15 protein-coding genes and 1 other annotated feature are annotated in these 17,832 nt (G+C 29.9%); of the genes, 10 read left to right on the top strand and 5 right to left on the bottom strand.

Annotation, left to right across the window (positions count from 1 at the left end; all coding sequences use genetic code 11):
* Positions 1-20 precede the first annotated feature (20 nt).
* Positions 21-437, top strand: a complete 417-nt coding sequence (locus CLCY_RS12720; protein ID WP_048571514.1) for a hypothetical protein — start codon at positions 21-23, stop codon at positions 435-437.
* Positions 438-696: 259 nt separating this feature from the next.
* On the opposite strand, the gene CLCY_RS12715 is transcribed toward CLCY_RS12720, so the two are convergent.
* The 5 genes from CLCY_RS12715 to CLCY_RS12695 form a co-directional block, all read right to left on the bottom strand.
* On the bottom strand, positions 697-2,226 hold the full coding sequence (locus CLCY_RS12715) for a hypothetical protein (protein ID WP_048571513.1): 1,530 nt from the start codon (positions 2,224-2,226) through the stop codon (positions 697-699).
* A 2-nt stretch (positions 2,227-2,228) separates the two neighbouring features.
* Positions 2,229-3,620, bottom strand: a complete 1,392-nt coding sequence (locus tag CLCY_RS12710) for a sensor histidine kinase (protein ID WP_048571512.1) — start codon at positions 3,618-3,620, stop codon at positions 2,229-2,231.
* 3 nt (positions 3,621-3,623) lie between these two features.
* A complete protein-coding gene (locus CLCY_RS12705; RefSeq protein ID WP_048571511.1) occupies positions 3,624-4,322 on the bottom strand; it encodes a response regulator transcription factor in 699 nt (232 codons plus the stop codon).
* Between the two features lie 67 nt (positions 4,323-4,389).
* Positions 4,390-5,409, bottom strand: a complete 1,020-nt coding sequence (locus CLCY_RS12700; RefSeq protein ID WP_048571510.1) for an LCP family protein — start codon at positions 5,407-5,409, stop codon at positions 4,390-4,392.
* 37 nt (positions 5,410-5,446) lie between these two features.
* On the bottom strand, positions 5,447-6,349 hold the full coding sequence (locus CLCY_RS12695; RefSeq protein ID WP_053083332.1) for a polysaccharide deacetylase family protein: 903 nt from the start codon (positions 6,347-6,349) through the stop codon (positions 5,447-5,449).
* A gap of 381 nt (positions 6,350-6,730) precedes the next feature.
* On the opposite strand from CLCY_RS12695, the gene CLCY_RS12690 reads away from it, so the two are divergent.
* From CLCY_RS12690 to CLCY_RS12650, 9 genes are all read left to right on the top strand, one after another.
* On the top strand, positions 6,731-8,014 hold the full coding sequence (locus CLCY_RS12690) for an amidohydrolase (protein WP_048571509.1): 1,284 nt from the start codon (positions 6,731-6,733) through the stop codon (positions 8,012-8,014).
* Positions 8,015-8,285: 271 nt separating this feature from the next.
* Complete coding sequence (locus CLCY_RS13540) at positions 8,286-10,382, top strand: ATP-binding protein (protein ID WP_082141823.1); 2,097 nt, start codon at positions 8,286-8,288, stop codon at positions 10,380-10,382.
* A gap of 134 nt (positions 10,383-10,516) precedes the next feature.
* A complete protein-coding gene (arcA, locus tag CLCY_RS12680; protein WP_048571508.1) occupies positions 10,517-11,743 on the top strand; it encodes an arginine deiminase in 1,227 nt (408 codons plus the stop codon).
* Between the two features lie 112 nt (positions 11,744-11,855).
* Positions 11,856-12,092: a binding site (T-box leader), on the top strand.
* A gap of 52 nt (positions 12,093-12,144) precedes the next feature.
* Positions 12,145-13,536, top strand: coding sequence for an asparagine--tRNA ligase (gene asnS, locus CLCY_RS12675; RefSeq protein ID WP_048571507.1), 1,392 nt, complete (start codon positions 12,145-12,147; stop codon positions 13,534-13,536).
* A gap of 130 nt (positions 13,537-13,666) precedes the next feature.
* Positions 13,667-14,857 (top strand): pentapeptide repeat-containing protein, encoded by a 1,191-nt coding sequence (locus tag CLCY_RS12670; protein WP_048571506.1) that lies wholly within the window; start codon positions 13,667-13,669, stop codon positions 14,855-14,857.
* 90 nt (positions 14,858-14,947) lie between these two features.
* Positions 14,948-15,214, top strand: a complete 267-nt coding sequence (locus tag CLCY_RS12665; RefSeq protein WP_200899984.1) for a YciI family protein — start codon at positions 14,948-14,950, stop codon at positions 15,212-15,214.
* Between the two features lie 182 nt (positions 15,215-15,396).
* Complete coding sequence (locus CLCY_RS12660; protein WP_048571505.1) at positions 15,397-16,209, top strand: amino acid ABC transporter substrate-binding protein; 813 nt, start codon at positions 15,397-15,399, stop codon at positions 16,207-16,209.
* A 26-nt stretch (positions 16,210-16,235) separates the two neighbouring features.
* On the top strand, positions 16,236-16,880 hold the full coding sequence (locus tag CLCY_RS12655; protein WP_048571504.1) for an amino acid ABC transporter permease: 645 nt from the start codon (positions 16,236-16,238) through the stop codon (positions 16,878-16,880).
* Positions 16,881-16,891: 11 nt separating this feature from the next.
* Complete coding sequence (locus CLCY_RS12650; protein WP_048571503.1) at positions 16,892-17,638, top strand: amino acid ABC transporter ATP-binding protein; 747 nt, start codon at positions 16,892-16,894, stop codon at positions 17,636-17,638.
* Positions 17,639-17,832: the final 194 nt, after the last annotated feature.

The raw sequence follows: 17,832 nt of genomic DNA, 5'->3' as shown, positions 1-17,832 counted from the left end.
AGTAATTTAAGGAGTAGAATATGAACTCGAATTTAACTAGGAAAATGTTATTTGTAGGAATAAGTTTATTAGATATTTTAGGGATTATTTGTTGCATTTTTATATATAGCTCCATTTTCACAGTTATCCCTTGGCATGAAAGCATTTCTTTAAGAATGATATTTCCTATAATATTTGTATTTTTACTAACTGGATTTGGATTCTATTTCATATCGAATTATATTCCTATTGCCGAAAAAAGAATAATTATGTCAGTAATAGAGGTATTAGTAGTTTTTATTTCTTTTATGTTACTTGAGATATTTGCATATCCATACTCATTAGTATTGATTATAGCTATAGCAAATCTAGCATTTAATGTAATTATACTTTGTGAGGTTTTAATTTATCTAATCCAAGGATACAAAATCCTAAAAATAAGTATAAACATAAAATAAAATTTATTGAAAAAAATGTTGTATATTGTTGAAAAATTGTAGAAATGTGATATAATAATATGGTAATTATAAAACTAGTAATCCTAAAGTAATTGAATTAATTTTTATTATCAATAATATTTGGTTCCCCAACCATTATTTATGATAATAAAGAACAACCCTAGGTTCGGTCTAGGGTTATTCTGTTTTTTGTACTAATACAATATAATGATGCTTATAAGATTAATATATAAAATAGAATAGGGCTACAATTTTAGCCCTATTTCTTTAATGTTTTTGATGGATTATAGGATTTCATAAAGTTGTTCCATGAGTTAACATATTCCCCTCCAGCCCATTCGGACATAATAACACTTTCACCATCTTTAAGTTTTATTTTTGCTAAAGGAGTCTTAGCTATTTCCATAGTAGCAAAAGGAGTTTCTTTAATGCTATATACATATAAGTAATTTTCAGTTTGGATTAATGCCATACTATTATCAGGTGAAGAAAAAGCATCTTTAGCATAAGGGATAGACTCTTTGACTTCATGAAGCGGTGCGTATAAATTATCATAAAAAACTATATTTGAGGGAGGTATTACACTTAAGTTATAATCTAGTGTTCTGAATTTATTATTAATGAAATAACCAATTCTTCCTGTAAATAACCAGTGAGAGTCTCGTCTAGTTATACCGATGTTTTGACTTTGTTCATCAGCATTTATAAATGAGATGTTTGATCCATTTATGGTCTTTAATGCTGAGAAAAATTCACCACGTATAAAATCAACCGAGGAACCTCTAAAAATATCTTCAATAGACATAGAATTCTCATATGGAAGGCTAGAAATCGGATACATGTGTAGCTTGTTAATAGGTTCATTTACACCATTTTTCATAGCATTTCCAGTTATCTTTACAGATATATAATCATTACATATATAAGTAACTTCTTTTAATATATTTCCATTACTATATCCATGAAGAGTCTGTTCTGTTATTAAGGGTTTTTTGTTTACAGGAGCTGGTTTAGTCTGAGATAAATCCTTAGGAACGAATATATTTTCTCGAATATTATTTTTAGATATTATATCTTCAGATAATGTCCAAAACCCGTTTTTTCTTGGAAATATCATAGTATCTATTTCAAGAATAGGGTTTAATTGATCATTTGATTTTGAAATCCAAAGGGTTCTGTACTTAAATGAATTATTAGCATTATCATCATTATCAGGGGTTTTAAGTCCGATTAAAACTCCAGTTTTAGAGTTAGTCATAGATTTTTGATAAAAAGAAATAGTAGATGCAGGCTTTAAAGATGAAATATTTACATTATTATATGAAGATTTTTTAGAAACTTCATATATACTACCATATATATCTAAAAGCCCTGTATTTTTTGTTAACAGCGTTAATTCACATAATAATTTAGATTTAGATGTTATACTAAAAACCTCAAGCTCATTTTTTAAGCCTGAAATTATTTGTGGAAGTTTGGCACCTACAGAATTTAAATAATCATTAGAACTAACTAGCTTTGTTTTTAAACTAAGATCATTCCAATAATAGTTGTCAATAATAAAATAGTCCTTTGTGATTTTAAAACCCTTAGTAAGTAGTTCTGAATAAACATCATTATCTACTTTTTTATCCTTTTGTGTAAGTGTTTTTTTCACAATCCATTCACCAAACATAGGAGACTCTACATTTGCTGGAGGAGTTATTTTTTGACCATAGCCAGATGGAGATGAAAATGAACAAGAGGTTAAAAAAATCATCAATAGAGTAAGTGTAAGTATCTTTTTCATAATTAACGCTCCTCTGTAATAGGAATGGAAACAATAACAGTAGTACCTTCGCTTAACTTACTTTCTATGATAAAACTTCCATTCATCATAGAAATTATCTCATCACAAATTGAAAGACCAATTCCATTTTTAGAGTTACTATTTTTACCTTTGAAAAACTTTTCCTTAACTTTTGGTAAGTCTTCAGGTGAAATACCGCATCCAGTATCGAGTACTTTGAAGATAATATTATTATTCTCAATATTTGCTAAGAATTTTACTTCTCCACCATTTGGCGTAAACTTAAAGGCATTATCAAGTAAATTAATAAAAACCTGTTTTAATCTATTATCATCACATACTATATTTGGAATATCATTATACTCTACTGTGAATTTTATATTTTCTCTATTTGCCCTTGGAATATACTGCTTCTTTATATGCTCTATTAGGTTTTCAATATTAACTTTTCTATTATGAAGTGTGATTTTTCCAGAGACAAACTTTGAAAAATCTAATAATTCTTCAACCATTCCTGTTAATCTATCACTTTCTTTTTCTATTATATCTAGTCCATCAATTAACATATCCTTGTCATTATTAAACTCTTTGAGAGTTATAGCCCATCCCTTAATAGAAGTTAGCGGTGTTCGAAGTTCGTGTGAAACAGAGGATATAAAATCATTTTTAAGCTCTTCTTTAGTAAGGATTTCCTCTGACAAATAATTAAGGGTATCTGAAAGTTTTCCTATTTCATCTTCGTAGAACTTTTTGCTTTTAACCTTAAAATTACCGCTTGCCATTATTGCAGCAACCTTAGTAACTTCATTTAGTGGTCCAGTAATTGTTTTGGTAAGTATGAATATAACTGCTATTCCAAGTAATATAGCGAGTCCACCGATAGAAATAAAAATGAATGTAATATTTCTAATATCATTATTTATTTCCTTAAGGGAAGTTACGAATCTTATCACACCAACTTGTTCGTGTGACGAGTTAAGGGGATATGATACTGACATAACCTCCTCGGAATAATTATCACTTTTGCCAATTAATGTACCTGTTTCTCCTTTAAGTGCCAATGCTACGTCACTATAATCCCTAATATTTTTAGGTGAAGAACCGATAGAATCCATAATCACACGTCCATTTAGGTCAATAATTTGAACCTGTGCTGTTGTTTGCTTCCAGTAGGTATCCACATTATTAAGTACGTTTTCATATAATGAGGAATCTGAAAAATACTTCAGGTATAAGTCGGATGATATTTTTATTTGGTTTAACATATTTTGTTCTAAGTTCTTGTAGTAATTTCCTTTTACAGTGTTAATAAACAAAAGTTCTAATATAACTACCATAGAAATTATAATAAGTACAAAGTTAGTAAGGAGTCTTCTTTTAATACTTTTTTTCATGAATTAAATCTCCTCTTTTAACCTATAACCTACCCCCCAAACAGTCTCTATATATTTAGGAGTAGAAGGGATATCTTCAATTTTTTCTCGTAATCTTCTTATATGGACATCTACAGTTTTAGTATCACCAAAATAGTCTTCTCCCCAAATTTTATTTAGAATTTCATCTCTATTAAATGCCTTTCCCGGATTTTTTAGGAATAATTTAATAAGTGAAAATTCTGTTGGAGTAAGATCTAGTTGTGTTGAATTTTTAAAAAACCTTTGAGACTTAAGATCTATTAAAAGATCAGCATATTTTATTGTTAAGTTATCATTTTCAAGTATACCCTTAGATCTTCTAACTATGGCTCTAATCCTAGCCATAAGTTCAAGAGGATTAAAAGGTTTTACCATATAATCATCTGCACCTATATCAAGCCCCATTATTTTATCCATATCTTGCCCCTTTGCAGTAAGCATAATGATTATGATATCTTTATTTTTATCACGAATTCTTTTACATACTTCAAATCCATCAATTCCAGGCATCATAACGTCAAGTACAACAACTAATGGTTTAAAGGTTTCTACTTTTTCAAGCGCCTGTTCACCACATTCGGCTTCCTCAACCTCAAATTCATTTCTTGAAAGATTTATAGCAATGAATTTTCTAATTGAAAGTTCATCTTCAACTATTAAAGCTTTAATTTTTTTACTCATATAATCACCTCGCAAAGTTATTAAAAAATATTCCCCAGCTAAAGGTAGCTAGGGAAGTTATTACAAATTAGAATTTAGGCTCTCCTGGGGTAGTTTTAACGTCTTCATATATAAATTTATGAATGTGTTCAGTAGTTGCAGGTATATCTATCCATAGATACCAGGTGTTATTCTTTATTAATTTATCACAATAACCATCAAGTGGGAATCTATACCAGTCTATAGCAGTAATTCCCTTTGTTATACAATCAGTTGCCATACCAAGAATTTCTTTAGTAGAAAGGCTTGTTTCAGCATATGGTATAAGCTTTGATATTAGAGAAGGATATTTTGTTACACCTTGAAGCTGAATTTTATTAGCTATTTCAATTAAAACTGTTTTTTGTCTTTCAGCTCTATCAAAGTCACCATTTCCAACCTTTCTAATTCTAGCATAGGCTGTAGCTTGATGCCCATTTAATACTTGAAGTCCCTCATTTTCAACAGGTATATATTCTTCTTTCATAATCTGAGCAATTTCTTTTCCATATTTGTTTATTTGAGGTATTTCATTTTCTTTGATATTTACCTCAATACCTCCAAGCTCATTAATTATCTCAGTTAAACCCGAGAAATCAACTGTAATATAATCTTGAATATTTAAATTAAAGTTTTGGTTAAGTGTTTTAATAGCAAGTTTTGGCCCTCCATAGGCATATGCATGTGTTAGCTTAGTTTCTCCATGACCTTCAATTTTTACATTACTATCTCTAAGTACTGAAGAAAGTTTTATTTTTTTATGTTTCTTATCAATAGATAAAATCATCATTGAGTCAGAATGAGAAACATCCCCTTCCTTTACATGTCTTGAGTCTACTCCAAAAAGTGCAATGTTTGTTATATCTGAGCTGTAATCTTTGTATTTATTTTCAACATTATCTTTAGAGTTTAAATCTATTCCTATATCATCTAGGCTTAAATGACTTTGTTTAAGTCTACTTAGTTGATAGGTAAAATACGCTCCTGCAGATAAAGTAGATACTAAGATAATAACTAGTGAAGATAACAGTATTTTCTTTATAAGAGAGGTTTTTCTACGTCTTCTCATAAGTTCATCCTTTCTAGTGTAAATGAATTAATCAGATCTATTTATAGTAGTTGTTAAGTGTGTCAAATCTATATCCACTAGACTTTAAGTATTCAATAATTTGTCCAAGTGAATTAGCTGTGGCCATTTTAGTTGCTGCATCATGCATTAATATAACAAGTTCCTTTTTTCCCTTAGATGTTTTTATTAATCTATCTATCAATTGTGCTTCATTTTTCTTTCCACCTTCGGCATCACCATTTAGAGAGTTCCAATCTATATAGTAGTAGCCATTTTTAGCAGCAGCTTGTCTATAATTTTCAAGTTTCTTTGGAAAGGATCCCCCAGGAAACCTAATTATTTGTACTTTCCCATCAAGTCCTAAGATTTTATTTATAGTTTCCTCTCCCTTTTTGATATCAGATATAAAATTATCAGGAGTGGAATATATATACTTATAGTCATGGGAATATGTGTGGTTACCTATAAGGTGACCATCATTAAATTCTTTTTTTAATATTTCTGGATGCTTTTCAGCCATTTTTCCAAGTACAAAGAAGGTAGCCTTTACATTATGTTTTTTTAAAACCTCTAGTACTACTGGAGTAACATTAGCAGTTGGACCATCATCAAACGTCAGGTAAGCAACCTTTTCCTTTGATACTTGTCTCTCAGGAAGTTTCCCAGTTTCGGTTACACGTATTGATTCTGTACTTTCAAGTTCTTTACCATCTTGAAATGATAAACTAACATTATTCTTTTTTGTTTCATTAGGCTTAACAACCGTGTTTTCCTTTGTTTTAATACTTTCAACTTTTGGAGAGATAACCCTAGGAGTTGAAATATAGGTATATGTTTTAACTCCAATAAATGAAAGTATAATCAATAAAGTAAGTGTTACAAAAGAAATTGTTATAGTTTTCTTCTTTTGCAATTTTCGATATGTTTTTCTATTTCTCATAATAAAAAAAATCCCCCTGTTATTAGCACTATTTAATAATATGAAAAAATAATAACTAGTTATTTACAAATTAATTAAAATTATTTTTAAAGAAGTGCTATTTTATGTACTTTTCAAGATAAAATTTAAATAACGAAAAAAAACAAGTTATAAGTCTAATTATAGCATATAAAGGACTAATGTTTGACATCTAAAGTGTAAAAATTATATGATAACAAATAAACAGAATTCTTGAATTATTGGGAGTTTTAACTATCTATGATTCTAGAAGAAGTTATCCAAAAGCTTAATGGTGTTTATAGCATTACTTATAAAGTTAAGAGTATTAGTATCTGTTAGCTATCGGATAATAGTTTTTTATATTAAGGAGTTGGATTTTAGATGAAAATTTTAATAAAAAACGCATCTATCATTACAATGAGTAAAGATAGAGAGATTTTTCAAAACGCCAACATAGGAATAGAAAATACTACTATAAAGTTTATAGGTGATATAGAAGAAGGATTTAATCCAGATAAAATAATTGACTCAAAAGATAAAGTTGTTATGCCAGGTATGAATAATTCTCATACACACATCCCTATGTCGCTGCTTAGAAATTATGCAGATGACCTTCCATTATTTCAATGGCTATCTAAAAAGATATGGCCTATAGAGGATAGGTTTACATCAGAGCACGTTTACCTAGGGAGTATGCTAAGTATTGCAGAGATGATAAAAGGTGGAACTACTGCATTTTGTGATATGTATTTTGGTGTAGAGGAAATAGCGAGAGCCGTTGATGAAACAGGAATAAGAGCTGCTATTTCAAGGGGAATGATGGGAGAGGATTCTACTAATGACAGTACATTTTCTGAGGTTAGAAGTTTATATAGAAATTATTATGGTGCAGCTGAAGGTAGAATAACTGTAATGGCAGCTCCTCATGCTCCCTATACATGTAGTGATAAATACATACATTCCATTATGAATCTTGCAGATGAACTAAACATTCCTATGCATATGCACTTATCTGAAACTAGAGAAGAGGTTAAAGAGTGTCTAGAGAAATATGGTAAGTCCCCTATAGAACATATGGAGGAATTAGGATTATTTAGATTCAAGACACTAGCGGCACACTGTGTTCACTTATCAGATAAGGACATTGATATAATAGCTAAAAACAAAGTATCAGTAGCAAATAATCCGGGAAGTAATTTAAAGCTAGGTAGCGGATTTGCTCCAGTTAAAAAACTTTTAGATAAGGGTATTAATGTAGCACTTGGAACCGATGGGGCAGCAAGTAATAATAATCAAAATATGTTCGAAGAAATGAATCTTGCATCAATTTTAAATAAAGCACTATGTGAAGATACAACAGTTGTTCCTGCTATTAAAGCTATAGAAATGGCGACTATTAATGGTGCAAAGGCTATGGGATTAGATGAAAATACTGGGTCTATAGAAGTAGGAAAAAAAGCAGATTTAATTATAGTGGATTTTAATAAACCACATCTGTATCCTAGGCTTGATATTGTTTCATCTATTGTTTACTCTGCACAAGCTAGCGATGTTTCACATGTAATAGTTAATGGGAAAGTTTTACTTGAGAATTATGAATTAAAAACAATTGATTTCGAAAGAATTATACATAGTGTGGATAAAGTTACAAAAAACCTATATTGATTTTAAATATAAAATCTAAATTAGTTGAAAATAAGAAGTTTATGAGTGTTATTTATTAGCTTCTATGTAAAAAATTTATGGACTTTTTATTAAAAAATATATAGTTTAGGAGCATACTAGACATTATATAACAAATTAAGACAAAAACACTCGTAAATATGGGTAGGTATGGGAGTGTTTTTGTCTAATTATATAATAAAATGAAAATTGTAATTTATGGTAGCTTAATGTATAATTTGAAGAGATTTTGGGCAGGAGATGTGATTGTTAAGTGAAAAGGTATAAGATACATATATGCGCGTTTATTTTTTCAATTTTTATTTTTGTAGTTGGTAATATAACTGTTGATTTATATGAGAAAAATCAAATAGAACAAAAGAGAAGTGATTTAACAGCTGAGGGAAATAAAATAGCTAATGCCATAAGTCAATATGTGAATACGTCAATTTCAATATCCCATACCTTATCATACATTATTGCTCAAAATGGGGGTACTGAAGATATTGGTAGGATAGTTAAGGGGTTTATGGAAAATTACAACTTTGGATATCTAATTGAAATTGCACCTGCAGGGATAATCAAATATGTATACCCTGAAGTGGAAGAAAATGATGTGTTTTTAAATGAAAACATATATGAGCGCCAACCAAATTTAAATGTTGAAGAATCCCTCGCGAAATACAATAAGCAGCTTTATGTAAGTGATGTATTAACTCTTTTTTCAGGGGAAAAGGCAATGATAGCAAGGGCCCCAGTATTTTTAAATAACACTGGCAAAAGAGATAAGTGGGGATATGTTAATTGTATTATAAAAGAAACAGAGCTAAAAAAGCTAATAAAAAAAGATTTCGAAAAAAAATATAAATATGAGATATACTCTATAAATGAAAATAAAAGTGAAGATGAAATATCAACTATACTTTCAAATACACAGGACAAAATAAAGGATCCAGAAAAAATATTTATAAGGTTTCCTAATGCTTATTGGGTTTTTAGTATAGATAAGGAAAGTTTAGTAGATTCAATACCCTTATTTAGTTTAGGAAGGATTATAACTATTTTTATTACAATTGTATCTTATATTACCTTGTACCTTCTTATAAAATATCCAGTTATACTTAAGGAGCAAATGTTAGAAATAAGATATGCTAACTATAAGGCGAAGAAAAGTGAGGAGAAATATAGAAGTTTCTTTGAAATGTCTCCTGATTATATATTTATAATAAATACTAAAAATAATAGTATTGTAGAGGCTAATAAAGCATTTATTGAATCAACTGGGGTTAAAAATATAAGTGATATAAAATATAATGAAATTTTTTCTAATAATAAAGATATGATATATAACATTTTATATAAGAAAAAATTAAGTGGCCTAGAAGTAGAAATGGTAAGTAAGGATGGAGAATATAAGGAAGTAGAAATAAATTCAATTGTTTTAACTGAGGATGACTATCCAGTAAAAGTTTTATGTGTTGGAAGAGATTTAAGTGAAAAAAGAAAGATGGAGAAAATCCAAAGGGAAAAAGAGGAGAAAGAAAAGCTTTTAAGTGAAGCTTTAGAGTATGACAAGATAAAAACAGAGTTTTTTGCTAATATGTCACATGAACTTCGAACTCCTCTAAATGTAATATTAGGTTCACTTCAACTTGTAAATCTTAATCTTAAAAAAGAAGGGAATATTAGAGGATCAGTTGAAAAAAACAACCAAATAATAAAGCAAAACTGCTACAGACTACTTAGAATAATAAGTAATATTATTGATATAACTAAGTTTGACTCAAATTATCTACATTTGGAACTTAAAACCTTAAATATAGTATCATTAGTAGAGGATATTACTTTATCCATAGTTGACTATGCAAGAAGTAAAGAAATCAATGTTGAGTTTGATACTGACATAGAGGAATTTTACATAAAATGCGATTCTGATAAAATTGAAAGAATAATACTAAACTTACTTTCAAATGCAATTAAATTTACAAGAGCTAATGACAGTATTTTTGTTAATATATATGATTTAGATGAAAGTATAAGAATATGCATAAAGGATACAGGAATAGGAATACCTCAAGAAAACCTAAACACTATCTTCGAAAGGTTTAGACAAGTTAATAAATCATTTATTAGAGAGCATGAAGGAAGTGGAATAGGTCTTTCCCTAGTAAAATCCCTAGTTGAAATGCATGGAGGAAACATATGGGTTGAAAGTGTTTACGGAGAGGGTAGCGAATTTTATATAAATCTTCCTAAAAACTACTTTTCTACAGATGCACAGGATGAGTGTGCAGCTGATCTTATAGGTAAAAGTGATCATGATTTAGTGGAAAAAATAAGCATAGAATTTTCAGATATATACTTTAATTAAAAAAGAAAAGTCTAAGAACTTAAGTTCTTAGACTTTTTGTTTTAATAATAAAAAACAATCTAATAATTTAATTATTTTCAATTATTAGGGAATAATAACATCATAAACTTAAATTGTATACGGAGGACTATTCTATGGGTTATATTAATATTTACTCTGAAATAGGTAAGCTTAACAAAGTAATGCTTCATAGACCTGGTAGGGAAGTAGAAAATCTTATTCCAGAGCATTTAGGAAAACTTTTGTTTGACGATATTCCTTATCTAAAGATAGCTCAAGAGGAGCATGATATTTTTGCTAGTATCCTTAAGGAAAATGGAACAGAGGTACTTTATCTTGAGGATTTAACTACAGAAGCTCTAGAGGATGAAAAAGTAAAGGATAAATTTATAAGAGAATTTATAGAGGAGAGCAGAATAATTTCACCTAATCTTATAGAGGCTATTTATAACCATTTATCTGGTATGGAAACAAGACAAATGGTAGATAAAGTGATGACAGGCCTTAGAAAAGATGAAATACATATTAGAGAAAAGACTTCTTTAATGGACTTAATCTCAGATGACTATCCATTTTATTTAGATCCTATGCCTAATTTATATTTTCCACGTGATCCAGGAGCAATTATTGGCAAGGGACTTTCACTAAATGTTATGGAAATCGAAGCAAGAAGAAGGGAAACGATTTTTTTAGAATATATTCATAAGTATCATAAAGATTTTATAAAGGAGAATGTTCCTTTATGGTATAACAGAACAGAAAGATTTCCACTAGAAGGTGGAGATGAACTAGTTCTTTCAGACAAGTTAATAGCCGTTGGAATGTCAGAGAGAACATCTGCTAAGGCTATTGAGCATTTAGCTGAGACACTATTAAATTCAGATACATCCTTTGAAAAAATACTTGCATTTGATATACCAAAATGTAGAGCATTTATGCATCTGGATACTGTTTTTACTATGGTTGATTATGATAAGTTTACTATTCATCCAGGAATAGAGTGTCCTTTAAATATTTATGAACTAACAAAGGGTTCTAATGGATGTATAAATATAAAGCATAACACTAATTCACTTAGTAAAATACTTGCGGAGTCTCTTTCAATTGACAGTGTTGAATTAATAAGATGTGGTGGAGGAGACATTATTGTATCTGGAAGAGAGCAGTGGAATGATGGTTCAAACACTCTAACCATTGCACCAGGGTTTGTAGTTACTTATGAAAGAAACTACGTAACTAATGAACTACTTGATAAAGCTGGAGTAAAGGTTTTATCTATTCCAAGCTCTGAACTATCTAGAGGTAGAGGCGGTCCAAGGTGTATGAGTATGCCATTTAACAGAGAGGATATTTCATTTTAATAAAGAAAAGGATTTATTAGTAGATACTTTAATTTAGTTGTATTTCTATAAACCTTTACATATTCATAATATTGACATAAACTTATGTTAATTCTATAATTAGTATGATAATATAAAAACTGTGAACAGAAGAGTAGATATGGTTTTTGATTTTAAGCGAGTGGAAGATGGTGAAAGTTCCATATGATTGCTATATTGAAGAACATCTGGGAGTTGCTAACCGAACCCTTAATTGTTAGTAGGATTAGACGGATAAGGTCGTTATAACCTTTTAAGTATGGTAGTACTTAAGCTAAGTGGTCGAGAGACTATTTGGGTGGCACCACGGAGATATCCCTTCGTCCCATTGTGGACGAAGGGTTTTTTGTATTTATTTTATTATTAAAAAGGGAGAATTAAAGATGAAGGATACTTTGATACGTAGCTTATACAGAGAAACTGAAAGCTACCTAGGAAAAGATGTAAAGATTTCTGGTTGGGTAAGAACAATTAGAGACTCAAAGAGTTTTGGATTTATTGAAATTAATGATGGAAGCTTCTTTAAAAATGTTCAAGTAGTTATTGATGATACACTTGAAAACTTTAAGGAAGTAACAAAATTTCCAATAAGTTCATCTATTGAAGTTGTTGGAGTAGTTGTTGAAACTCCAGGAACTAAACAACCATTTGAGATTAAGGCTACTAGTGTAAATATAGTTGGTAATTCAGATTCAGATTATCCACTACAAAAGAAAAGACATACTGTTGAATACTTAAGATCAATTGCGCATTTAAGACCAAGAAGTAATCTTTTCTCAGCTGTATTTAGAGTAAGATCGCTTGCAGCATATGCTATACATAAATTCTTTAATGAAAAGAATTTTGTATATGTACACACTCCAATTATTACAGGAAGTGACTGTGAAGGTGCAGGAGAAATGTTTAGATTAACAACACTTGATATTTTAAACACTCCTAAAACAGAAGATGGAAAGATAGATTTTTCAGAGGATTTCTTTGGAAAAGAAGCTAATCTTACAGTAAGTGGACAGCTAAATGGAGAAGCATATGCACTTGCTTTTAGAAATATTTACACATTTGGACCTACATTTAGAGCAGAAAATTCAAACACAGCAAGACATGCTGCAGAGTTTTGGATGATAGAACCTGAAATATCATTTGCTGACTTAAGTGATAACATGGAGCTTGCTGAGGAAATGATAAAGTATATAATCAATTACTGTCTAGAAAACGCTCCTGAGGAAATGGAATTCTTTAATTCATTTGTTGATAAAGGATTATTTGAAAGACTTGAAAATGTTGTTTCATCAGACTTCGCTAAGATAACTTATACAGAGGCAATTGATATACTTCTTAAGTCAGGTGAAAAGTTTGAATACCCAGTAGAATGGGGAATAGATCTTCAAACTGAGCACGAAAGATATATTACTGAAAAAGTATTTAAAAAGCCTGTATTTGTAAGTGATTATCCTAAGGACATTAAAGCATTCTACATGAGAATAAATGAAGATAACAAAACTGTTGCTGCAATGGACCTACTTGTTCCAGGTGTTGGCGAAATTATAGGTGGAAGCCAAAGAGAAGAAAGATTAGATGTTCTTGAAGCTAGAATAGAAGAATTAGGATTAAATAAAGAAGACTACTGGTGGTACCTAGACCTTAGAAAGTATGGAGAAACTAAGCATTCAGGATTTGGTCTTGGGTTTGAAAGAATAATAATGTACATGACAGGAGTATCAAATATTAGAGACGTTATACCGTTTCCAAGAACTACAGGTCAAGCTGAGTTTTAAATTAATATAATAAAAAGATTTGTATAAAGAGAGTATCCTATTAGATGCTCTCTTTATTTTTTTCCTTTTCTGTATATGTTTTAAGTATGTACACATAATAAATATTATTGCTTATTATGAGGAGTGTATTATGGGATACGTAAATTTTAAAGAAGAAGTTTATGTTGCTAAGGAACAGCTAGAGAAAAGAAAGAATAACAATCAAAAGATAATTAAGGAAATGCATAAGAATAGAACACTTGCCAAGGAATATAGTCCCTACGAAAAGTATAGTTATAAAGAATTTAAGAAACAAGCATTTGGGAAGCAAGGTGTAGAGGATGAACAAAACTTTATACTTATGGAGAATAAGGATATAATTTGTTCAAAGTTTATAAACTGCAGATTTAGTAACATTAAGTTTAAGAATTGTAATTTTATTGGATGTATTTTTGAAGAATGTGACTTTCTTGGAGGAGGAGTTTCATTTGATGGATGTACTTTTATTAAGTCTGATAGCAATCAAAAGCCATCACTAAATAGGAAAGATAATTTTTCATGTTATTTAAAAGGATGTAGTATTTATCCTAAGTTTGTTAACTGTGACCTATCATATTTAATTTTTGAAAACTGTCTCATTAAAAATGCATCATTTCAAAAAACAGACATGATAAGTATAATAATTTATAAATCGGAACTAAATATGGTTACTGTTGAAGATTGTGACCTTTCGGGAATAAAGATATTTAAAACTTATATAAGTGATCTAGAATTTAATGATAGAAAAAGAAGTAAGCTTGATGAAAAAAGCTTTTTTGACAAAATACCTATAAGAAATGGTAGTAGGAATGAATATGAAGGAATTTATATGGTATATCAAAACATAGCAGATAAGTTTAAAGACAACACACTAAATAACAACTTTGGAGAATATTATTTCTTAGGAAAGAATACTCAAAGAAAGACATTAGATTTTCTACCTAAGTTAGAATCATTTTTATATTTTGTTACCTGTGGATACGGAGAGCGTCCTATATATGCGCTTATTTTTTCACTTGTGCTTATAGTAATATTTGCATTTTTATATTTAATTACAGGACTAGAAGTTGATGGTCACACAATTGGATTAGTCGAAGGTTCATATAAAGGTGTTGGGTTAAGAGAGTTTTTTACATATTTTAATGAGAGTATTAACCTAAGTGTAGGAATGTTTGCAGGAATGGGAATTAATAAAGCAACACCTGACACTGTAAGTTATAGTGTTGCCAACGTGGAAATGATAACTGGAGTTATTATGATGGGAGTAGGTATTGGTACATTAACAAGAAAAATAATTAGATAAATATATAAATCCTTTTATATAGCATTAGGAGATAGATATAATATATGATATAATATATTAAATATTTTAAGCTTTAAGGAGGATGTACATATGATACTATATGCAGCGTTTATGGAAACAGTTGATAAAGAAAAGGATGCGGAAGTTTTAAAGGAGCATCTTGAATATCTTTATGGATTATTAGATTCAGGAAAGGTAGTTGCTAAGGGACCTTTCACAGATCACAGTGGTGGACTTATTATATACAATGCTTCATCAATGGAAGAAGCTAAAGAATGGATTGAAAAGGATCCTGTTATTAGAGATGGATCAAGAAAGTACACACTTAAAGAGTGGAAGAGCACACTAGAAGCTTAATAATTAGTATTTTGTCAAAAAGTCATTGTAAAAGTATAATTGCAATGACTTTTTTATTATTAGTATGGAATTTTATATGTTTCTACAAAATTCTTAGTGCATAACTTTACAAATTTAGTATGTTAAAGTATAATAGGTCTATAAGATATTATGGAATATTCAATTAGGAGGGTAATAAAGTTATGAAAAAGATATTTAGTTTAGTAGTAATTGCTATTCTATCACTATCAATGTTATTAACTGGTTGTGGTAAAAAAGCAGAACAAACTACTGAAGATAATTCCCTTAAGGAAATAAAGGACAAAGGTAAACTTGTTATTGGACTTGATGACGGATTCCCACCAATGGGATTTAGAGGAGAAAATGGACAAATTGTTGGTTTTGATATAGATCTTGCAAAGGAAGTTGGTAAGAAGCTAGGAGTTGAAGTAGAGTTTAAGCCAATTGACTGGAATGCAAAGGAAATGGAACTTAAGACTAAAAAAATAGATGCGATTTGGAATGGTATGTCAGTTACTCCAGAAAGAGAAAAGAATATGGCTCTTTCAAAACCATACCTAAATAATACTCAGGCTTTTGTTGTTAAAAAGGATTCAACTATCAAGTCAATTGCTGACATGAAGGGTAAGAAAATAGGATTCCAAGATAAGAGTAGTAGCCAAGAAGCGTTTACTGCTGATAAGAATCTTTCATCTTCTGTTGCATCTAACCAAGTATATCCTAAGAATAAGGATGTTTTAGTTGATTTAAAGGTTGGAAGAATTGACGTTGCACTTATGGATAAAGTTGTATCTAAGTACTACCTAGCTAAGGAAAAGGATCAATATGTATTTTTAAATGAAAATCTAGGAGAAGAAGCATACGCTGTAGGGTTTAGAAAAGGCGATGTAAAACTTAGAGATGAAGTTAATAAAATTTTAGATGAGCTTAAGAAAAACGGAACAACATCTAATATATCTAAAACATGGTTCGGAGAAGATATAGTAGTGAAGTAATATAATTATTCAAGGAGGAAATAGCAGTGGAATACATTTTACAATCTACGAAATACATTTTAACAGAAGGGTTAACCTTAACTCTTGCTATATTTGCACTTACAATAGTTACATCAATTCCACTGGGACTATTAGTTGCAATAGGAAAGATCTTTGGTAAGGGTCCTATAAAAGCAATACTTGAATTTTATACTTGGTTATTTAGAGGAACACCTCTACTTTTACAATTATTCTTTGCATATTATGGACTAGCTCTTATAGGTATAGTTTTAACTCCATTTGAAGCAGCAGCTATAACATTTGCACTTAACTATGGAGCATATCTTGGAGAAATATTTAGAGCAGGTATTGAATCAATTGAGAAGGGTCAATATGAAGCATCTGAGGTTCTAGGTATGACAAAGGTTCAAACTATGATTAGAATAATTCTTCCTCAAACTATAAAAAGAGTTTTACCTCCACTTTGCAATGAGACTATAACACTTATTAAGGATACATCACTTCTTGCAGCTGTATCTATGGGAGATATACTTAGAGCAACTAATCAGTTATCTAATAGGGATGGAAATATAACTCCATATGTTATAGCAGCAGTAATATATTTAATACTAACTTATGTAGTAGTATTTATATTTGGAAAGTTTGAAAAGAGACTTTCTATTTATGAGTAGGAGTGTGACTTATGATAAAGATAGATAATATAAACAAGAGTTTTAAGGACTTAGATGTTCTAAAAAACGCAAGTTTAGATGTTAAAAAGGGAGAAGTTATTTCGATTATAGGGCCTTCAGGTTCAGGAAAGAGTACATTTTTAAGATGTATAAGTAATCTTGAAATAATAGATGATGGTCAAATAATTGTAGAAGGCATTCAAACAGCAGGAATAAAAGAAGATGGAACTAAAGTAAAGCCTAAGGAAGCGAGAGTCGGACTTAAAAAGGTAGGAATGGTATTTCAAAGTTTTAATCTTTTTCCTCATAAAACTGTATTAGAAAATGTAATAGAGTCTCCTATGGTTGTAGGGAAAATAGATAGAAAGACTGCTATAGAAGAAGCTAAAAAGCTTTTAGATAAGGTTGGATTATTAGATAAGATTAATTCATATCCTTGTCAAATATCTGGGGGACAAAAGCAAAGAGTAGCTATAGCAAGAGCACTTGCTATGAAACCAGATATAATGCTATTTGATGAGCCAACTTCTGCACTTGACCCAGAACTTGTTGGAGAAGTTCTTAAGGTTATAAAGGATCTTGCAGAGGAAAATATGACTATGCTTATAGTTACTCACGAGATGGCATTTGCGAGGGAAGTTTCAGATAGAATAGTATTCTTTGATAAGGGAGAAATAATCGCGAATACTGCACCTGAAAATATATTTGAAAATCCAAGTCACCCAAGAATAAAGCAGTTTATAGAAAAGATGATATAGTTTAAAACACCGATACTTTGTTTGTTTAACGAAATATCGGTGTTTTTTATATTTAATTTAAAAGCATTTATATAGGGAAATACAATATAAAAAAAGGTTATTATTAGTAAATGGAATAGTAACTGGAATTATGTTTACTAATTATTATTCTGATGATAACCTTATCTATGTAAGTTTTATATAAGGGGGAATAA

This window comes from Clostridium cylindrosporum DSM 605, assembly GCF_001047375.1.
Classification (GTDB): domain Bacteria; phylum Bacillota; class Clostridia; order Clostridiales; family Caloramatoraceae; genus Clostridium_AB; species Clostridium_AB cylindrosporum.
The sequence above is the reverse complement of the archived record's forward strand: the minus strand, read 5'-3'. Positions and strand labels throughout refer to the sequence as shown.